Origin of the sequence: Luteibacter sp. dw_328 (assembly GCF_018449605.1) — a bacterium.
Lineage (GTDB): Bacteria > Pseudomonadota > Gammaproteobacteria > Xanthomonadales > Rhodanobacteraceae > Luteibacter.
Window position 1 is genome coordinate 732,514 of sequence record NZ_JAAVUW010000001.1, and the last position, 18,828, is coordinate 751,341.

Sequence of the window (18,828 nt, forward strand, 5' to 3'; positions counted from 1 at the left end):
AGGAAACGCGTAAACGGTTGCCATCGAGCCCTAAGAATTTCTGGAACGCGTCAGTCCGTCACACCGACGATGACGGATGCGGCATCGAAGATAGCCAGCACGTCCATGCCCTCGACCAGTCCAAGGTTCTGGACACTGTCCTTGGTGATGATGGAGGTCATCGTTCCGCCGCCCTCGATATCCACGGTCACCTCCGTGTTCACCGCGCCAGGATGGATCCGGGCCACCTTGCCAGGCAGTTGGTTGGAAGCGGATAGCCGTCCTTGCCCCGGCAGGCCGAGCATGATCCAGCTCGCCTTGATAAGCGCGATGACGGGGCGCCCGGGAGCCAGGGCCAGAGCGTCCGTACTCTCACGGGTCACCGTCGCGATGAGCGTGGCGCCACCCGTGGTCCGGATGGTGATGCTGTCGTTAACAGCGCCCTGCTGGACGTGATCGACGACGCCGGCAAGCTGGTTTCTTGCACTGGTTCGCATGGTCAGGTGCCTCAAGAGATGGATGTCATCGGTCGCCTCTTCCCCCAGCGAGGCCAGGTGCTCGACGAACAGGCGATGGGCCGATTCGATGCTGCGAAAGGACGCGATGAGGCGTTCGGCACGCGCGGTAAGCGTCGCTCCGCCCCCACCCTTCCCGCCCGTCGCCCGTAACACGAGCAGTTCCCCGGCGAGGTTATTCATGGCCTCGACCGCGTCCCATGCGCCCTTATAACTCATGCCCACGGCCTTGGCGGCGGCGGTAATCGACCCGGTCTGTCCAATCTGGGACAGCAGTTCCACACGGTCCAGCCCACCCCAGCGCCGTGCGCCATCGGAGAGCCACAGGGAGCCTTCGTACTGGAGCATGCCGTCACCCATGTGTAGGACCGAACCAGTCTAGGAGCGAAATCTCCATGCCGCCAGCCGGTTGCAGTGCGTAGACGCAATATTTCGCTATATAGTCCACTTTATATTGCGCGAAAAAGGGGAGACACCATGAAGCGACTCATCCTCGGCGCCATGGCGCTGTTGTGTCCCGTGTTCACCGCTGCCGCACAGGTGACGGCGGCGCCGACGGCAGTCGATGACAACAAGGCCGTCACGTCACTCGATAACGTTACCGTTAGCGCCCGGCAACGCGAGGAGGACCTCCAAAAGGTCCCGCTGGCGGTGTCCGTGGTGAACGGTGAATGGCTCGACCGTTCGTACACGGTCAACACCCAGCAGCTCAGTCAGCTCGTCCCCTCGCTCTACTACAACTCCGCCAACCCACGTAATACGGCTTATACGATCCGTGGTCTGGGGTCGAACACGCTGTCGGTCAGCGCGGCGAATGACGGTATCGAGCCCGGCGTCGGCTTCTATGTGGACGGGGTCTACCACGGCCGTCCGGCAACGGCCGCCTTCGATTTCACCGACATCGATCGCATCGAAGTGCTCCGCGGGCCGCAAGGCACGCTGTTCGGCAAGAACACCACGGCGGGCGCTATCAATATCACCAGCCGCGCACCCACTTTCACTCCAGAGGGCAGCGGCGAGATCTCATACGGTGAGCAAGGATTTCTGCAGGCAAAAGGCACGGTGTCGGGACCGCTCAGTCAAACGGTGGCCGGCCGCTTTTCAGCCCAGTTCACCGAGAAAGACGGCTCACTGCACAACGTGACTACCGGCAAGGACGAGAACGCGATCAATAACTATGCCCTTCGTGGCCAGTTGTTGTTCAAGCCATCCAGCGACATCAATGTCCGACTGATAGGCGATGTGTCCAATCTCGATTCGGATTGCTGCACGCAGAACTACCTGCGCGTTGGAAGCAGCCTGCGCGGCGCAGCGCGGCAATTCAACGGCCTTGCCGCGAATCTTCCGGCCCATGGCTTTCCCGCGTACGAGCCGCCGAGCCGCAATGTCTACGATCGACTGACCGATATCGATGCCCCTCTGCATATCAATACGCAGGATGGCGGCGTGTCCCTCAATGCCGACTGGAATGTGGGTGCGGTGACGCTGACCTCGATCTCCGCCTGGCGTTACTGGAAATGGGATGTCGCCAACGACCGTGACTACATCGGCGTTCCCATTCAAACGGTTCAGCGCATCCCCTCGCGGCAGGACCAATACAGCCAGGAATTTCGTGTGGCCTCCAACGGTGACGGCCCCTTCAGCTATGTCGGCGGCCTCTACTTCTACACTCAGGAGATCAACGGCAAGCCGATCAGCATTTATGGTCCTGCTGCCACGTACTGGCTGGTCAGCACCACGAGCTTCCCCCGCATGCCGGACAACCTCGCGGATGGCTACGGCCAGTTCGGTAATTCGCACTACCGGATGAAGAGTTACGCGGCCTTTGGTGAGGCGAACTACAAAATCACCGATCGCCTGACCGCAACCCTGGGTCTGCGTTACACCTACGAAGACAAGAACGGCACCTACTCGACGACGGTGTCCGGGGGACTGCCAACCACCCCTGGCTCGGTGCAGGACAACGCAAAGCTCTCGCTATTCCGCCCGCAGAGTTACAGCGCGTCGGATAACGGCGGCAACCCCTCGGGACGGGTCAACCTGGGCTATCAGTTCACCGACAACGTGCTGGGTTACGTGAGTTACGCGTACGGCTACAAATCCGGTGGCCTTAATATGTCCGGCCTGCCGCTTGACGCCGCGAACAACCCGGCTTTAGCGACCGCCGTGATCAAGGATGAAATAAACAGGACCTGGGAGACAGGCTTGAAAACGGCATGGTGGGACGGTCGCGCCACGTTGAACCTCGCCGCTTATCACACCGAAGTCAGCAACTACCAGGCCAACATCACCTCCAGCACCGAGACGGCGGCCTTGCGCACCTATCCGGCGAATATCCCCCAAGTGCGGGTGAAAGGCGTCGAGGCAGACTTTGCTGCGCTGGTGTTCCGGGGGTTCACCTTGCGTGCGTCCTTCGCTTATGCCGATGGCAAATACACGGATTACCCGAAAGGCCCCTGCCCGCTTGAATGGCAAAACCCGAACGCCGCCGGCGGATGCCAGCCGCTCAATCCGCCGGCCAGCCTGGCTATCAAGACCTCGAACCCTCGCGGAAATCCCGACGTGCCGGGCGCCTACGTCCTGACTGGGCTGCCACTGGCCGGCCTATCCAAATGGGCGGGCTCCGTGGGCTTCGATTACGAATTACCCATCGGCCATGACGCCTTCCTCGTCCATGCGGATACGAGCGCGCGTAGCGACTACAACTCCGACACGGCCAACTCCATCTATACGAGGATCGCAGGCTATGCCGTCGTCAATGGAAGCGTGGGGTATCGCTTCAACGACAACTGGGAGGTTGACGTATTCGCGCGCAACCTGTTCGACAGGAACTACATCACCGCGCTCACGGTTCAAACGGGCAATTCCGGTTTGATCCTGGGCCAGCCGAGCGATCCCAGGATGGTGGGCGTGACGCTACGTGCTCATTTCTGAGCTGGTCGGCGTTACGCGTGCGCCGCGACCAGGGCGACGATGGTCACCGCCTCGACCATCTCAACGAGCGCACCCGCCGTATCGCCCGTGAAGCCACCAAGGCGTTGGATACCTGCCCTCCTCCAGACCCAGCCCGTGATGCACGCCGCGACAAGCGCAACGAGGCCGGCCCAGCTGAAACACAGACAGATAGCCACCGCCAGCGCCAACGCGACGCGGCAGCCGTTCGCCGACGCACCGCGTAACGGCTCACCAAGGCCTTGCGAGCGCACGTAATCGGTGGTCAGGAACCACGCGACAACCGCAGCGCGACCGAGCAGCGGAGGAAGCAACAACAGCTCCCAGTGCCTGAGCGTCGCCAGCGCCGATAGCTTGAGCAACAGGACCAGCACCAGGGCGACGACGCCCGCAGGACCGCTACGTGGATCCTTCATGATCGACAAGGTGCGCTCGCGGTCGCCCATGCCACCTATCCACGCATCGGCGCTGTCGGCCAGGCCGTCCAGATGCAACGCACCGGTCAGGGCGACCCATGCGACGAGCATGACCGCTGCGGCGGGCAGCGCGGGCATCGCATGCAGCAACGCGAAAGCGCCGATCAGTAGCGCGCCCAGGATCAGTCCGACCAGCGGATACCACTTCAGCGAGGCCGCCTGGGCCTGCGCATCGATGGCGATACGCGGCACGGGCAGCCGCGTAAGAAATCCCAAGGCCACGATCAGCCCCTTCATCATCAGCCCCAGAGAATCGGATGCAGGGACGCGTGCGGCACGTCGATGCCCGCCATATCCCCGAAGCTGCGATCTTCCGCGATGCAGCGCAGCAGGCGGATCGCGCCGCCGTGTGTCACCACGAGTACGCGTGCCTCGGCGGCCTCCCTGGCCACATCGGCCAGGGCTTCGGTAAGACGTGTTTGAAAAGCGTCGAAGGTCTCCGCACCCGGCGGCGGATGCGCCACGGGGTCCGCCCAGAATCGACCGAGCGCGTCGCCGTCCTTCTCCGCGATGTCCTCGATGGGCACGCCCTGCCAGTCCCCGAAGTGGTATTCGGCCAGGCGTGGATCGAGACGTAGCGGCAAGCCTCGCCGCTCGGCCAGTTCCGTGGCGAAGCGCGCACAGCGCGACATCGACGACGACACCACGCGGTCCCACTCGTGCCCTTCCACGGATGCGCGAAGCTGTGTCCAACCAAGATCGGTCAAGGCATCGTCCAGCTGTCCGCGATAGCTGCGCTGCCCCGTGTCACCGTGCCTGAGCAAGTCGATGCTCATGCCTCGGATACACCGGCTTCGGCGAAGGTCGCCATCGAGTTGTGAAGCGCGCACGCCAGCCGCAACAGGGGCACGGCGACTGCCGCGCCACTGGCTTCGCCAAGGCGCAGGCCGAGATCGAGCAACGGCTCCGCCTCCAGCGCCGCCAGTACGCGTGCATGGCCGCGTTCCTGCGAGCGATGCGCGAAGATCAGCCAGGAACGAACGTCCGGATGAAGCCTCACCGCGGCGAGCGCCGCCACACTGGTGATGAAGCCGTCGACGAGGACAGGCAAGCCACGCTGCGCCGCCGCAACGAACGCGCCTGCCAGTGCTGCAATCTCAAATCCACCGAGCCTGCGCAGCCGCTCGCGCGCCGTGTCAGCGTCCGCGTGCCGCTGCAACGCGCGTTGGATCACCTGCACCTTGTGTGCGATGCCTTCGGCATTCAGCCCGGTCCCCGCACCGGTGAGGATCGCGGGATCCTCGCCGAGCAGCGCACAGGCGAGTGCGCTGGCCGCCGTCGTATTGCCGATACCCATGTCGCCACCGATGTAGATGTGCGCGCTGGCCTTGACGGCTTCGCCGACACTCGCGACACCCGCGGCGAACGCCGCCTCGAGTTGCGGCTGAGTCATGGCGGCGGACGTGCAGAAGTTGGCGGTGGACGGAGCGATGATGCGTCGGCGCACGCCCGGGATGTCACCCGGATCGTTCACCGTGCCGAGATTCACCACCTCCAGCGTCGCCTGGAGTTCGCGGGCAAGCACGGCAATGGCCGCACCGCCATGGGCGAAATTACGCAGCATCTCGCCCGTCACCGCTTGCGGGAACGCTGAGATGCCTTCCGCCGCCACGCCATGGTCGCCAGCGAAAACGGCAATCCAGACGCGATCGGCGCGGGGCTGCTCACGACCCTGCAGGCTGGCCAGTTGTACAGCGATGGCCTCGAGTTGGCCCAGCGAGCCGGGAGGCTTGGTCAATGTGCCCTGACGCGCCAGGGCGAGCTGGGCGGTGGCCGTATCCGGGACGCGAGTGGGGGCCGCGAGCCAGTCGTTCATAGAGGTGTTCCTTTGAGGATCAGGGGCAGCCCGGCAGCGACGAAGACCACGCGGTCGCTTCGTTGCCCCAGGGCCTGGTGAAGGCGGCCGGCTTCGTCGACGAAACGGCGGGTGAGCTCGCCCATAGGGGTGATGCCGAGACCGACCTCATTGCTTACGAAGGCAATGTCGCCGGGCAAGGTGGACAGGATGTCGAGGAAGGCGTCGCGCTCCTGCTCGAAGTGCGCGCCCTCGTCGATACCGAGCAGGTTCGATAGCCAGAGCGTCAGGCAATCGACCAGCAGAAAGCGGTCGGAGCGGGCGTGCTCGCGGAGTACGGCAGCCAGGGCCACGGGTTCTTCGAATGACTTCCATGTGGCCGGGCGGCGCGACCGATGGTGGGCGATCCGGTCGGCCATTTCGCCGTCCAGTGCCTGTGCGGTCGCCACGTAGAAGACGTCCAGGCCACTTTCAGTGGCGAGGCGTTCCGCCAACGCGCTCTTGCCCGAGCGTGCGCCACCGAGAATCAGTGTCAGCATGCTGGCAGTCCGAAGAAGCGTTCCAGAGCCGCGGTGTCCATGTGTGCATCGATGACCGCGGCGAGGCGTTCCAACGTCGCCTCACGCAGGGCATGGATGTCCAGCGGCGTGGGCGCCGCGAGACCGGCATCGCCGAGCCATGCGGCCAATGCCTCAGGATGGTCGAAGACGCCGTGCAGGTACGTGCCAATGACGCGGCCGTCGTCCGACCGCGCGCCGTCGCCTCGTCCGTCGTCGAGCCGCACCGCCGGACGGGACATCCCCGCCCCTTCGCTCAACCCGCAATGAATCTCGTAGCCCGTCACGGGGGTGTCGCCGTCGGCCAGCCAACCATGCACATTGCGCAGCTGCTTCATCGGCGCCAGCGTCGTTTCCAGGTCGAGCAGACCCAGCCCCTCGCTGGAACCGGCAGGACCTTCGAGGCCGGCGGGATCGTGCACGGCCTTGCCGAGCATCTGCATGCCGCCGCAGATGCCGATGACTCTGCCGCCATAACGCACGTGACGCAGAATGGCCGTGTCCCACCCCTGCGTGCGCAACCAGGCGAGATCCGCGCGGGTCGACTTCGACCCGGGCAGCACGATGAGGTCGCACGGAGGGAAGATTTCACCCGGGCCAACGAAGACGCATTCGACCTCGGGATGCGCGCGCAGTGCATCGAAGTCCGTGTGGTTGCTGATGCGCGGCAGCGCAGGCACGGCGATACGCAAGCGCGCGTGAGGCTTAATCGCAGGCCCACGCGGAAGCGCATCCTCGGCCTCGAGGACCAGGTCGTGCAGATACGGCAGCACCCCGAGCACGGGCTTGCCGGTCTCGCGCTCGAGCCAGTCCAGGCCGGGCTGCAATAGGGCGATGTCGCCCCGGAACCGATTGATGACAAAGCCCGCGATCCGGTGGCGTTCGCTTTCCGACAGTAAGGCCAGGGTGCCGACGAGGTGGGCGAACACACCTCCGCGATCGATATCGGCAACCAGGATGACCGGACAGTCCACGGCTTCCGCATAACCCATATTGGCGATATCACGGTCACGCAGGTTGATCTCGGCGGGGCTGCCGGCGCCTTCGACGACCACGGCGTCATACGTACCCACGAGCCGTGCATGGGAGGCCAGCACCGCGGTCATGGCCACGCGCTTATAGGCGTGGTAACCCACCGCATCCATGTTGCCCACCGGGTGCCCGTGCACGATCACCTGCGCCCCGGTATCACTGTTCGGTTTCAACAGCACCGGATTGAAGTCGGTATGCGGCGCCACCCCGGCTGCCTGGGCCTGCACCGCCTGCGCACGACCAATCTCGCCGCCATCCACCGTCACCGCGGAATTGAGCGCCATGTTCTGCGGCTTGAACGGTGCCACCGCCACGCCACGATGGCGTAGCCAGCGGCACAACGCCGCAACGACCGTGCTTTTGCCGGCGTCGGAGGTGCAGCCCTGCACCATGAGGACACGGGCGTTCATGCGATGGCCTCGGATAGCGCCTGACCCAATACCACGAAGGAAGCCTCGTCGGCCGGGAGGCCGAAGCGTAGTGCCTGAGGGTTGTCGAAGTGACGGACGAGGATGCCGCGTTGCGCGAGGGCGCGATGAAGCGTGGCGGCATCCGGGTGTTCGCAATAGTGGAAGAACTCGCAGCCGCCTGAAGGAGGCAGACCGTGCTCAGTCAGCAGCGATGCCAGTTGCGCGGAGGCACGGCGCAGCCATTCGCGCGCCGACGCTTGCCATGCGGTGTCCTTCAATGCGCGCGCCACGACGTAGCGTGTGGGTCCGGTCAGCGTCCACGGACCGAGCGATGCAGCCATGTCGTCCAACAACGCGGGCCATGCGGCAACGAAACCTGCGCGCGCACCGGCGAGGCCGAAGAACTTACCGACCGAACGAAGAACAATGAGACCGTCGCGCCGATGTCCGCAGAGACTGTCTTCCGGGCTTACGTCGATGAAGGCCTCATCGACGACGAGCCAGGGCCTTTGCCGCGCAAGCCCGGGCGCCGCTTCGCGACGGGCCAGGCGGTCGTGCAATTCCAACAAAGTCTCGCGGTCGGCACGTTCGCCAGTCGGATTGTTCGGGCGGATCACCACCACGACGTCGAACTCGTGAGCCCGTGCAAGCAACGCGTGGAACGGCAGGGTCACCACGTCGTGACCGGCCGTTAGCCACGCGTGCGCATGCTCCGCGTAGGCGGGTTCGACCACGGCCACGCGCGAACGCCCGCGCAACCGTGGTAACGCGGCGATGGCCGCCTGTGAGCCAGCGACCGGCAGCAAGTTGCCGGTGCCGTAATAGCCGCGCGCCGCGTCGAGCAGCTCATCATCGTCTTCGGGAAGCCGCTGCCACACGGTCGAGGGCACCGTGGGTAAGGGATACGCAAAGGGACTGACCCCCGTCGACAGGTCGAGCCAATGCTCGCGTGCGATACCGTACTCGCGCACCGCGCGACCGAGTCGTCCACCGTGTTCAAGCATGCGCCGCGACTCCCACCAGCAAGACGATGGCCACCCACACGACCACGCCACGATCGACCAGCCGAAGCGCCTGCAGGATCGCGTCCGTTCCGGGCGGGGAGCCTTCGCCCAGCGCGGGGCGGTCCTCCCAGCGACCGTGGTACGGAGCCGGCCCACCGAGGCGGACGCGCAAGGCCCCTGCCCCGGCCGCCATGACCGGACCTGCATTGGGGCTATCCCAGGCAGGCGCCTGCACGCGCCAACAACGCAACGCGGTCACGCCGTCGCCCATGGCGGCGTACGTCAGCGCGGTCAGTCGCGCAGGTAGGAAACCAAGGACGTCGTCGGCACGTGCCGCCATCCGTCCGAAACGGTTGTATCGGGCGGTCCGGTAGCCCCACATCGCATCCAGCGTATTGGCAAGGCGGAATCCCAGCACGCCGGGCCCGCCAAACAGCACAAACCAGAACAGTGCACCGAAGACGGCATCGTGTCCGTTTTCGAGCACCGACTCTGTCGCGGCAGCGGATACCTGCGTCGCGTCCAGCGCCAGGGTGTCGCGGCTCACCATGCGGCCCACCGCGACGCGGGCAGCGACGAGGTCACCAGCGAGCAAGGCCTGCGCCACCGGACGTGCGTGTTCGCCAAGGCTGCGCCGACCCAGCGCGAAGTACAGGACGATCACGTCGATCACCAACGCCAGTGGCGCGGGCGATGCGGCGCGCAACCAAGCGAGCAAGGCCACCGGCAGCACGACAGCGAGGGCCCATGCGGCCATGCCGGCAAGGCGACGATCGGCATAGAGATGTCGTTCGATGGCAACGGCCAGTGCGCCGAAGCCGACGAGCGGATGCCACCGTCGCGGCTCGCCCAGGATCATGTCGAGCAGCAACGCCAGCACCATGCAAAGCGCAACGGTCATCCGAGGAACAGCCGTCGCGCCGCATCGGGATTCGACGGAAAGTAGAAGTGCACGAAGCTCGCCGTCATGCGCTGGCGGCGATAGACTTTCTCGGCTGTCGGCCCGCCATGCGGGTTGCTCGCGCCGGCCAGGGGAAGCGCATCGATGCTCGCTTCGGCGTAATGGAAGGAATGCCCGCGCAAGGCACCTTCGGGCAGTTCGACGCTTTGCATGCCCAATGCGGCCATACGCCGCTGCATGGTCGCCTGCCCCCCGAGCAGGCCCGCCATCGCACCGGCATGACCGTCGCGATCGGTGAGCCGGTCCAGCGCGTAGAGCAGGCCTCCGCATTCCGCAAGCAAGGGGCCTCCCCTGTCCACATGCGCGCGAAGGTCGCGACGCAGGTCGTCACGTGCGGCAAGCGCGTCGATGTGCAGTTCGGGGTAGCCGCCAGGCAGCCACACCGCATCGCACGCCGGCAGCGGGTCGCCTGCCACGGGCGAAAAGAAGTGCAAGGTGGCGCCCGCCGCGCGGAGTTCGTCGAGATTCGCCGGGTAGATGAAAGCGAATGCGGCGTCGCGTGCGATGGCGATCCGGACCCCGTCCAGCCGCACCGATGCGGGCATGGTGGTGCCCGCTTCGAACGCGACCGGTGGTGGCAGTTCGGTGACACCCTGCTTGCTCCATGCATCCGCGAGGGCGTCGAGCCGCGAGTCGAGATCGGCCAGCTCCGAGGCAGCAACCAGTCCAAGATGTCGCTCCGGCAATGTCATGGCGGCGTCGCGGGGCAGCGCCCCGTGCCAGGTCAGGCCGGGCGGCAGGCTGTCGCGCAGCAGACCGGCGTGGTACGCACTGCCCACCCGATTGGCCAGGACGCCGTGAAGGATCAGCTCCGGACGATACGTTGCCAGCCCGTGCGCCAAGGCGCCGAACGTCTGCGCCATCGCACTGCCGTCGATCACCGCCATCACCGGCAGCCCGAACGCAATCGCCAGATCGGCGCTCGAGGGCGATCCGTCGAACAGCCCCATGACGCCCTCGACGAGGATCAGGTCTGCCTCGCCCGCCGCTTCGTACAGACGGGCGCGGACATCCTCATCGCCACCCATCCAGGGGTCGAGCTGGTACACCGGCGCGCCACTCGCACGCTCCAGGATCATGGGATCGAGAAAGTCGGGTCCGGTCTTGAACACGCGCACCCGGCGGCCCTGGCGCGCATGGGCTCGCGCCAGGGCGGCGGTGACGCTGGTCTTGCCCTGCCCCGAGGCTGGCGCGGAGACAAGCAACGCCGGGCAATACCGGGTCACAGCTCCACACCCTTCTGCGCACGGATACCCGCCTGGTATGCGTGCTTGACCACGCGCATCTCGGTCACCGTATCCGCGGCAGCGACCAGGTCGTCGGGCGCACCACGGCCCGTGATCACCACGTGCTGGCGCTCGGGCCGTGCCGCGAGGGCGGCCAGCACGCGATCGAGCGGAATGTATTGCTTCACCAGCGCGATGTTAAGTTCGTCGAGTAACACGAAGTCGTAGCCGGGATCGCGGAGCATGCCCTCAGCCAGTTCCCATGCCGCCATGGCGGCCGCGATGTCGCGGGCCTTGTCCTGGGTCTCCCAGGTATAGCCCTCGCCCATCACGTGATAGTCCAACGGGCCGTCTTCAAACATCCGGAAAAAGCCCTCCTCGCCGGTCGAGAAGCTGCCCTTGATGAATTGAACCACACCGCAGCGGAAGCCATGGCCAAGCGATCTGGCGAGCATACCGAAACCGGATGAGCTCTTGCCCTTGCCGTTACCGGTGTTGACCACCAGCACGCCACGGTCGATGGTCGCCTTCGCGATACGCCGGTCGATGAGCTCCTTCTTCCGGCGCATGCGATCACGATGACGGGCTTCCTCGTCCATCTCTTGCCAGGGAACCGCCTCGTTCATGCGCGTGCCGTCTGGCCGTCACGCGCTTGCGGAAGGAAGCGGAACACCAGCGCCTGGACCACCTGCGACGCCAACACGTACCCGGCCGCCGCACGCACGAACAGCGGTGCCCACTGGGCAAAGCGCTGTAAATACTGACCCATATTCGGCTCCGTGTAGCGGCCGCCCAGCCAGTAGAACGCTCCGTTCGACACGGCATACGACAGCGTGGCACTGACCACGATACCCGCGAACACCAGGCCATGCGAGGCAAGCGAGCCGTTGTAGCGCGGGGCGAGAAGACGGCCCGCATACCAAAGCACGGCGTAAGCCAGCGGCAGGAAGGCGTACGCCACCGTGATGCAGAAGTCGCTCACCCCGGCATAACTCACCGAGTACCAGTCGATCAGCACCGACAGGACCACGAAGCCGAGGAAGGCCAGATGCTTGCGCAGATAGATGCCGCCAAGGAAGAACAAGGCCATGGACGCATCGGGTAGATGAAGGGCATCGCCGAAGTGATTGAAGCGCGTGGCGATCATCACTAGCGCGAACAGGCCGGCAACAGCGGTGAACAAGGAACGTGAGAGCGGCTTCATGAGGTGACCTCGAAGGTGGGACGGTTACGAACGTGGCTGGTAACGCAGGGTCAGCATCCAGTTGCGCTCCGGCTGGTTGAAATAGCGGGCAGTCTCGTAGCGACGATCAAAAATGTTGTTCGCCGACAGTTCGATCTTCCACGCCGGGGCGAAGGCATAGGCCATGCGAAGATCAGTCAGCGTATAGCCGCCCAGCCTGTTGGCGTTGGCGGTGTCATCGAAGCGATAGGCCGAAGCGAACACGCTCGCACCGACGCTGAACGCGCCGAAGCTGCGGTCGACATCGATATTTCCGGTGCGGCGCGCACGACGCGGCAGCAGGTTTCCATGCGTGTCATCGCCGCTATCGTCGATCGGCTGCAGCCAGGTGGCATTTCCGGCGAGGCGCCAGTCACCAATGGTCGTGTCCGCGGCCATTTCGACGCCACGGATGCGCGAGCGGTCGATGTTGTTCGCCCCGCCGAACGGGAACAGCGGACCACTCAGGCTCGAGTCGAACACGATCAAATGGTCGATCTTGTTCTGGAAGCCGTTGACGGACCAGTGGCCCCAGCCGGGCGTGCCCCGCAACCCCAGCTCCCAGTTCTTCGATGTCTCCGGGCCCAGATCCGGATTGCCGTAGTCGGGGAAATACAGATCGTTGAAGGTCGGCGCCTTGAAAGCGGTGCCGTAGCTGGCCGTCACGCGCAAGGTCTTCGTCAGCGCATAGCCGTACTGGAGGCTGCCGGTGGTCTTGCCGCCGAACTGGCTGTTCTCGTCACGACGCACGCTGCCCTGCACGGAGCTGTCGCCGTACTCTTGCTGCCACTCGGCAAACAGCGCGTGGTTGCGGCGTGCGTCGACGAGATAGTCGGTGCTGCCTACCACGCGATCGCGTTGCCAATCGAAGCCCACGGTGGTGAGGCCGGCGCTCTCGCCGACGCGGCCGAGATCGGCCTGGACCGAAGCGAGGTCACGATGCGTGTTGAACGTATCGGCGTAGACGCCATTCTCGTAGTCGGTTGAAAGATCTTCGCTACGGCTCAGGCTGGCGGTGATCAGGACGTCCTGCGCCGGCTTGTAGCGCACGCGGCTGCCCAGTACCTGTGTCGCCGACTCGGCAAAGTTGCTGCTGGTGCCGTCGTAGTGGTTGCGGCCTTCCGTACGCGTCGCCGTGGCGTCGGCGTCCCACTGGTCGTCGAAACGCCAGCCGCCCAGCAAGGACAGCGCATTATTCTTGTAACCATCCCTGTCGGGCTCATACGTGAAGCAGCCGCCGCCACCCGGGCTGGGCTTCCCGCGGCACGCATTGATGCCGTCGGTCTGGTCATGGGTTGCCTGGACGGAGTACCAGCCTTGCGCACCGCGACCGGCAAAACCGACGGAACCGCGCGCCGCGTCGTACGAGCCCACGCCTACCGAGAAGTTCGGTACGAACGCGCCCTCGGGGTGACGGGTGAAGATCTGGATGACGCCGCCGAGCGCTTCCGAACCGTAAAGGCTGGAGTACGGACCGCGCACGATTTCGATGCGCTCGATCTGGTCGACCGGGATGTCCTGGAAGGCAGCGGTGCCGGAGGTGGCCGAGCCGATCTTGACTCCGTCGACCATCACCAGCACGTGATCGGATTCGGTACCGCGCAGGAACACGGACGTGGCCTTGCCTGGACCGCCGTTGTTGGCGATCGACACGCCCGGGGTTCCACGCAGCAAGTCGGCCAGGGAACGCGGCTGAAGACGTTCGATATCGGCGCGGTCGATCACCGTCGAGGCGGCGAGGACCTGGCTCTGGGTCTGGTCTGTGCGACTGGCCGTGACGACGACCTTGTCCAGATCGGTGGAAGCATCATCGGCGATGGCCGCAGCGGGCACGAGCAGAGCGATCGCGATGGAGACCGCGAGGGTGGAAGAACGAAATGACACGAAACAACTCCTGCTAACCGCGCCTACCCGCGCGGCCTCAATGGCGAGGAACAGGAGGTGGGAAGACAGGATCGCGGAGGGCAAAAGGCCGACGGCAACCCACGACATGGCCCTCCGCCTGTCCGGTGTACCTCATGGCCGGTCTCCGGGCTCGCGAGCGCAGGGAATCCCTACCGGACGGCGCCTTCCCATGCCTATGGCACAGTGGCTTGATGCCGACCTTTGCTCGCCTACCGTTGCGGGGGCAGCTCCGGAATGGTGGCAACCTTGAAAGGCCGCGCACGTCACCGGATTCCCGTTTCAATCCTCGGCACTGAAGCCTTGGATCACCTTGGGCGCAAGTAGTGTATCCGAACACGGCACACGGCGGCATAGATGGCCAATTAAAAGAAGGGTGCGCGGCCGAGCCGGCCGCTGAGTGCCCCAAAAGCCTTAAAAGGTTGCGTCGAATTCCTTGCTTCCCGACCACAGCACGGTGTTGTGTTCACCGGTCAATCGTCGTCGCTCCCACCCGGCGATCAGTGCTCGCGAACCGTAGCGCCCTTCACCGCCGCGGCCAGCCGCTGCTTCATGACCGCATCCGACGGATTGGCGTCGCTTCCGTAGTACAAGGTGTAGAGCACGTTGGCATCGACACCAGGCGTACCGAGCGTTGTGCCAGCCCAGCTCATGTCGGAGTCCTTGTACGGCTGTCCGTCCCCTGGGTGGGCGCGGGTAACGATGTCCTTCCAGCCGGAAAGATAATCGCGCGGCGAGTCGGGGAATGGCTTCGGATGCCGATTGATGCGTACGGCGGTGTACTTGTCCATATCCGGCTGAGCGCTAATGCCCGCGATACCCAGCGTCGCGCTGCCGTCGCGTCCCAGATAGCCATAGCTGACGGCGAGCTCACCGTTGGCTTCGATCGGCTGCAAATCCGGGCCATAGGTAAGCGAGAATCCCGCCGGCGCGATGGAAAACCGCTTTCCGAAGTCGATGGCGAGATTCGCAGCGGCCAGCTCCGTGGGCACCCAGTCACCTTGCTGGAGGAATTCCTTCCAGGCGGCGAAGCTACCATCGTAGGTTGTGGAGATCAGTCCGAGGAGGGTTTCGGTCTGGACGCTATCGGCGTGCCGGAAACGCGACGGCGTCTTCGACAGGAGAACGACATAACCGTCGGGCACGGGTAGCGAGTACACCTCGAGCACGGCGTCGATCGCCGGGAAGGCAAAGTCGCGATGTTGCCAACGCCGATGCCATCGATCGACGACGACAACGTCGCTGATGGGCGACCCGAGCGACGTCATCCTGACTTTCTCGTCGCCCACGTCACGCGTGAACGTGGAGGCTTTGAAGATCAGGTCCACGAGGCCGGCGGCGTCGGAGTACAGCTTGCCCAGGGGCAGATCGTCTGGCTTTCGCACATGCAGCAGTATGACTTTTCCCAACAGGCCGGCATCGACGAAGCCATTGCCTGGAAGTGCTGACTTTGCGTGCTCGGGTATCCAGTAGGTCCACTCGTTGTTAGCACCACGACGAAGTGCCATGGGGTAGGCATCGAGCGGCGCACCGGCGGCAAGGATTTTTTTGCTGCCATCACCCTTGGGAAACATGTTGGCATCCTCCCGGGCGAGAAGCTCCTTCCACTGGGAATCGAAAAAGGTGTCGGCCTGTGCCTGGTAACCCTTGGCGAAATCGTCAAAAGTAAGTGGCAGGTCGACATGCACGCGGAAGATCCCATCCTGGGTCGCATCCATGAAGATGGCACGGCCCGAGGCACGCCTTTCCGAGTCCACCGATTTCGTCGGCGCATCCAGAACCAGACTGATGGGCAGCGCGAAGTTGAGGTTTTCGTTGGGCGACTTGCGCAACACCACGCCGATCACCTTCCCGTCCTTGTCCAGGAGGGGGCCGCCACTATTGCCTGGCGATGCGGCTGCCGAGAAGCGGATCCACTTCCACTGGCCATTCTCGTCTTCCGGCGTATCGGACGTGTACAGGCCATCGCGTACCACGACGCCTGTGCCCAACGCATTACCGACCGCGTAAACCGCCTCGTTGAGATGGTTACCACGGTCGACGGCCAGGGGTTTCACGTCCGGCGCGTTGGCCACGGTGAAGACCACAAAATCTTGCGCCAGGGAAAATCCGACGACCTTGTCGATGGCAAAGACCTTGCCGTCCGCGTCACGTAGCAAAGGCGGACCCGAACGGCCGCCAATGCCGTCAATGACCACGTGGAAAGCCGTGACGAAACGGTTCTTGCCAATGGCGAACGCCGTTCCGATCGAATTGTATTTGTCGTTGCGGTACTGGAAGGGGAGCTTTTCCAGCGGGAGCGGCTTCTCGTAGCGCGCGGATGAATTGTCGGGCTTGGCCAGCACCACCTCGAACGTGGCGCCTTTCACCACGGGCAAATGCGACGCGTCCAGGGTGGCGGCAGAAAGGCTCTGCGAGAACCACACGGCTAGTGAGAAGAGGGTCAGGCGGCAGATACGTCCGTGAATTTGCATGAAGGCGCTCGGGCTGGTGGGCCGGGAGTTTCAGCAGCCTCCCTGGCAAGGCTTGAACCGCGTCAGACGATACAGTGTCAGTCAACCCCACTCAATAACGACGGCAGGGTGTCTGCCGCGATTATTGCAAGACAACCGGGAGCCCCGGTTTCGCAGTCTGCGTCCAGGTTCCGGAGAATCCGCCCGACTTCGCCGGCACGAGATCGAACGTCTCGAGTACGACGCCTTGCTCGTTCTTATGTTGCAGGATCCAATGCCCGGGTGGCGCCTTGGCGATGTCGAGGCCGATCGATGTGCCAATCCGTTCGTAGAAATAGCTCGCGCCGGAAGTGCACCCAATCAAGGCAATGGCGCTCCCCTTCCCGATCGTCCCTCGCCAGGTACCGACCGTGGGCGCGACCGAGGCGCGACGACAAACCGCGCTGCGCTCGATCAGAAGGCAGCGACCGTAAGGTGTCATATAAGGTGCAAGCGATGCGTACGACGCCTGCCATGTCACCTCGCCAACATCGTCGAGTGCCAGAATCGCGTGCGCGAAAAAACAACCGCGTGCCACCGTGAGCACGGGACCGATCTCGAACCTCGTATCGCCTTGCGCGTCGCTGAGTTCACCCGTGCACCGTTCATAGGCTTCCCGCTGCGTCTTCAGGTCGTCCTCGGCGCCCGGGGCTGTCCGCGCAGGGTCCGGATGGGCAATGACCGATGCGATCCCCGCCAACAGGGCCTTGGTGGCAGCCTGTTTGCCGCGCTCGATGCCCTGGGCGGTCAGGATGTCCTCGGGAACGACGAGCTGGCCATCGTGCGAGTCGAACGACATCCACGTGTGGTCGACTGAGGGATGCGCGCCCATGGACGAGACTTCGAAATCGATCGTTACCACCTGGCTATCCGCCCGGACGACGGTAAACGTCAGGTCCGTCATGCCGCCCGTCTGGTCTTCTTCGGTGAAGACAGGCTGGTGATAATGCCCGGGGACCTGGTGCAGCAGGCTGTACTGGATGGTCAGGTTGATCTTCGCCGCGACATTGGCGGCCATGCCGGAGACCACCGGCACGTCGTAATGCTCAGCATAGGCTGTGCCCACTGGGAAGGTCAGCGTATCGACGCGTACCTGTGCGGTGGCGACGAGCGGCGTGCAAAGGACAAGGCCAAAAGCGAGTGTGCGCAACATCCGTGGTGCTCCCCTGGTTCCAGAACCGATGGTACCAAGGTTGTCTGACTTCCTCGTGGCGACGTGGTGACGGAACGCGGCGTCGATGACGCCGCGCCCGCTTCCTTCCCTGACTCAACGGGCGCTCAGTAATCCCAATACCCCGGCACCCAACGATAGGCATCACCGTCCACAGCCACCCGGCCAACCGACGGGAATGACACGTGGGTGGCCACGAGCAATTCGCCGCTCGCCGCCAACTCCTTGAAGAGGCGCAGGCGGACATTGACCGCCTCTTCGGGGTCGTGCTCGAAGCCGTTCTGCCAATCCGGGTGATCGAACGCGACCGGGAACAGGGCGTCGCCCGCGAACGTCAGCGCCTCGGTACCGGATGCAATACGGACCACGCAATGCCCCGGCGTGTGACCGCCGGTACGACGGGCAACCACACCGGGCGCTACTTCGACTTCCTCGTCGAACTGCCGTATCTGGCTGCTGTAGTCCGCGAGAAAGCGCTTGGCGGTCACGCGAAGCACATCCGGAATCGGCGGCGGCATGACCGTGCGGGAAAAGTCGGGCGACTCCCAGAACGCGACCTCGGAAGCGGCCACGTGCATCCGTACGTCCGGACGCAGCTGTTCCTTCACGCCTTCGCCGAGCAGGCCGCCCACATGGTCCATGTGCAGATGGGTCAGCACCACGTCGGTCAGGGAGGCCAGCGAAATGCCGGCGTCCTCGAGTCGCTTGACCAGCTGTCCCGCGCGCGGAAAACCTTCGAACACACCACCCAACCCGGAGTCGATGAGGATGGTCTGGTCACCACTGCGCACGACGACGACGTTAACTGCCCAATCGAACGTTTCTGGCAGCAGCATATTGTCCAGCCAGGCGGCACGACCCGCGGGCGCGACATTGGTCGACATCACTTCGAACGGGATCGGCAACACGCCGTCGCTGATCACCATCACGTCGATCTCGCCGATCTTCAGCGCATAGCGCGACGGAACGAGATCCCTGGACTTTGCTTCAACGGGGTGTGGAATGCTGTGTACTACGCTCATCTTTCTCTCCTGCTGACCACGGTATGACAACCGACGTGGTTCCATCCTAGGTTTCAGCAGAACGCTCCGGTAGGCATCGAAGCGGCCTCACGCTATTGCCTGTTGCGCACCA

At 64.3% G+C, this 18,828-nt stretch carries 16 protein-coding genes and 1 riboswitch; of the genes, 1 reads left to right on the top strand and 15 read right to left on the bottom strand.

What is annotated here, in order from left to right; all coding sequences use genetic code 11:
- Positions 1 to 50: 50 nt before the first annotated feature.
- Positions 51 to 842 (bottom strand): TOBE domain-containing protein, encoded by a 792-nt coding sequence (locus tag HB634_RS03220; RefSeq protein WP_213947518.1) that lies wholly within the window; start codon positions 840 to 842, stop codon positions 51 to 53.
- A 129-nt stretch (positions 843 to 971) separates the two neighbouring features.
- On the opposite strand from HB634_RS03220, the gene HB634_RS03225 reads away from it, so the two are divergent.
- Positions 972 to 3,428 carry a TonB-dependent receptor gene (locus tag HB634_RS03225; RefSeq protein ID WP_213947519.1) on the top strand — a complete coding sequence of 819 codons (2,457 nt, stop codon included), beginning with the start codon at positions 972 to 974 and terminating at the stop codon, positions 3,426 to 3,428.
- A gap of 11 nt (positions 3,429 to 3,439) precedes the next feature.
- Here the strand turns inward: HB634_RS03225 and HB634_RS03230 are convergent, their stop codons facing one another.
- From HB634_RS03230 to HB634_RS03295, 14 genes are all read right to left on the bottom strand, one after another.
- Positions 3,440 to 4,162, bottom strand: coding sequence for an adenosylcobinamide-GDP ribazoletransferase (locus tag HB634_RS03230; protein ID WP_213947520.1), 723 nt, complete (start codon positions 4,160 to 4,162; stop codon positions 3,440 to 3,442).
- The gene (locus tag HB634_RS03235) at positions 4,162 to 4,698 is read right to left on the bottom strand and encodes a histidine phosphatase family protein (protein WP_213947521.1); all 537 of its coding nucleotides are present in this window, start codon (positions 4,696 to 4,698) and stop codon (positions 4,162 to 4,164) included. The genes HB634_RS03230 and HB634_RS03235 overlap by 1 nt, the downstream gene beginning before the upstream one ends.
- Positions 4,695 to 5,738: a nicotinate-nucleotide--dimethylbenzimidazole phosphoribosyltransferase gene (gene cobT, locus HB634_RS03240; protein ID WP_213947522.1), complete on the bottom strand. Its 1,044-nt coding sequence runs from the start codon at positions 5,736 to 5,738 to the stop codon at positions 4,695 to 4,697. Before cobT ends, HB634_RS03235 begins: the two co-directional genes overlap by 4 nt.
- Positions 5,735 to 6,256 carry a bifunctional adenosylcobinamide kinase/adenosylcobinamide-phosphate guanylyltransferase gene (gene cobU, locus HB634_RS03245; protein WP_213947523.1) on the bottom strand — a complete coding sequence of 174 codons (522 nt, stop codon included), beginning with the start codon at positions 6,254 to 6,256 and terminating at the stop codon, positions 5,735 to 5,737. Before cobU ends, cobT begins: the two co-directional genes overlap by 4 nt.
- Positions 6,250 to 7,716, bottom strand: coding sequence for a cobyric acid synthase (locus tag HB634_RS03250; protein ID WP_213947524.1), 1,467 nt, complete (start codon positions 7,714 to 7,716; stop codon positions 6,250 to 6,252). The genes cobU and HB634_RS03250 overlap by 7 nt, the downstream gene beginning before the upstream one ends.
- Positions 7,713 to 8,720 (bottom strand): threonine-phosphate decarboxylase CobD, encoded by a 1,008-nt coding sequence (gene cobD / locus HB634_RS03255; RefSeq protein ID WP_213947525.1) that lies wholly within the window; start codon positions 8,718 to 8,720, stop codon positions 7,713 to 7,715. Before cobD ends, HB634_RS03250 begins: the two co-directional genes overlap by 4 nt.
- Positions 8,713 to 9,621 carry an adenosylcobinamide-phosphate synthase CbiB gene (gene cbiB / locus HB634_RS03260; protein WP_063570771.1) on the bottom strand — a complete coding sequence of 303 codons (909 nt, stop codon included), beginning with the start codon at positions 9,619 to 9,621 and terminating at the stop codon, positions 8,713 to 8,715. The genes cobD and cbiB overlap by 8 nt, the downstream gene beginning before the upstream one ends.
- On the bottom strand, positions 9,618 to 10,907 hold the full coding sequence (locus HB634_RS03265; RefSeq protein ID WP_063570770.1) for a cobyrinate a,c-diamide synthase: 1,290 nt from the start codon (positions 10,905 to 10,907) through the stop codon (positions 9,618 to 9,620). The genes cbiB and HB634_RS03265 overlap by 4 nt, the downstream gene beginning before the upstream one ends.
- Complete coding sequence (gene cobO, locus HB634_RS03270; RefSeq protein WP_213947734.1) at positions 10,904 to 11,506, bottom strand: cob(I)yrinic acid a,c-diamide adenosyltransferase; 603 nt, start codon at positions 11,504 to 11,506, stop codon at positions 10,904 to 10,906. The genes HB634_RS03265 and cobO overlap by 4 nt, the downstream gene beginning before the upstream one ends.
- 23 nt (positions 11,507 to 11,529) lie before the next feature.
- Entirely contained in the window at positions 11,530 to 12,111 is a 582-nt protein-coding gene (locus HB634_RS03275; protein ID WP_063570768.1) for a hypothetical protein, read from the bottom strand.
- A 24-nt stretch (positions 12,112 to 12,135) separates the two neighbouring features.
- On the bottom strand, positions 12,136 to 14,013 hold the full coding sequence (gene btuB / locus HB634_RS03280; RefSeq protein ID WP_063570767.1) for a TonB-dependent vitamin B12 receptor: 1,878 nt from the start codon (positions 14,011 to 14,013) through the stop codon (positions 12,136 to 12,138).
- 118 nt (positions 14,014 to 14,131) lie between these two features.
- A riboswitch (cobalamin riboswitch) is annotated at positions 14,132 to 14,362 on the bottom strand.
- Between the two features lie 169 nt (positions 14,363 to 14,531).
- Entirely contained in the window at positions 14,532 to 16,505 is a 1,974-nt protein-coding gene (locus tag HB634_RS03285) for a serine protease (protein WP_213947526.1), read from the bottom strand.
- A 121-nt stretch (positions 16,506 to 16,626) separates the two neighbouring features.
- Complete coding sequence (locus HB634_RS03290) at positions 16,627 to 17,676, bottom strand: hypothetical protein (RefSeq protein ID WP_213947527.1); 1,050 nt, start codon at positions 17,674 to 17,676, stop codon at positions 16,627 to 16,629.
- A 125-nt stretch (positions 17,677 to 17,801) separates the two neighbouring features.
- Positions 17,802 to 18,716: an MBL fold metallo-hydrolase gene (locus HB634_RS03295; RefSeq protein WP_063570764.1), complete on the bottom strand. Its 915-nt coding sequence runs from the start codon at positions 18,714 to 18,716 to the stop codon at positions 17,802 to 17,804.
- Between the last annotated feature and the right edge of the window lie 112 nt (positions 18,717 to 18,828).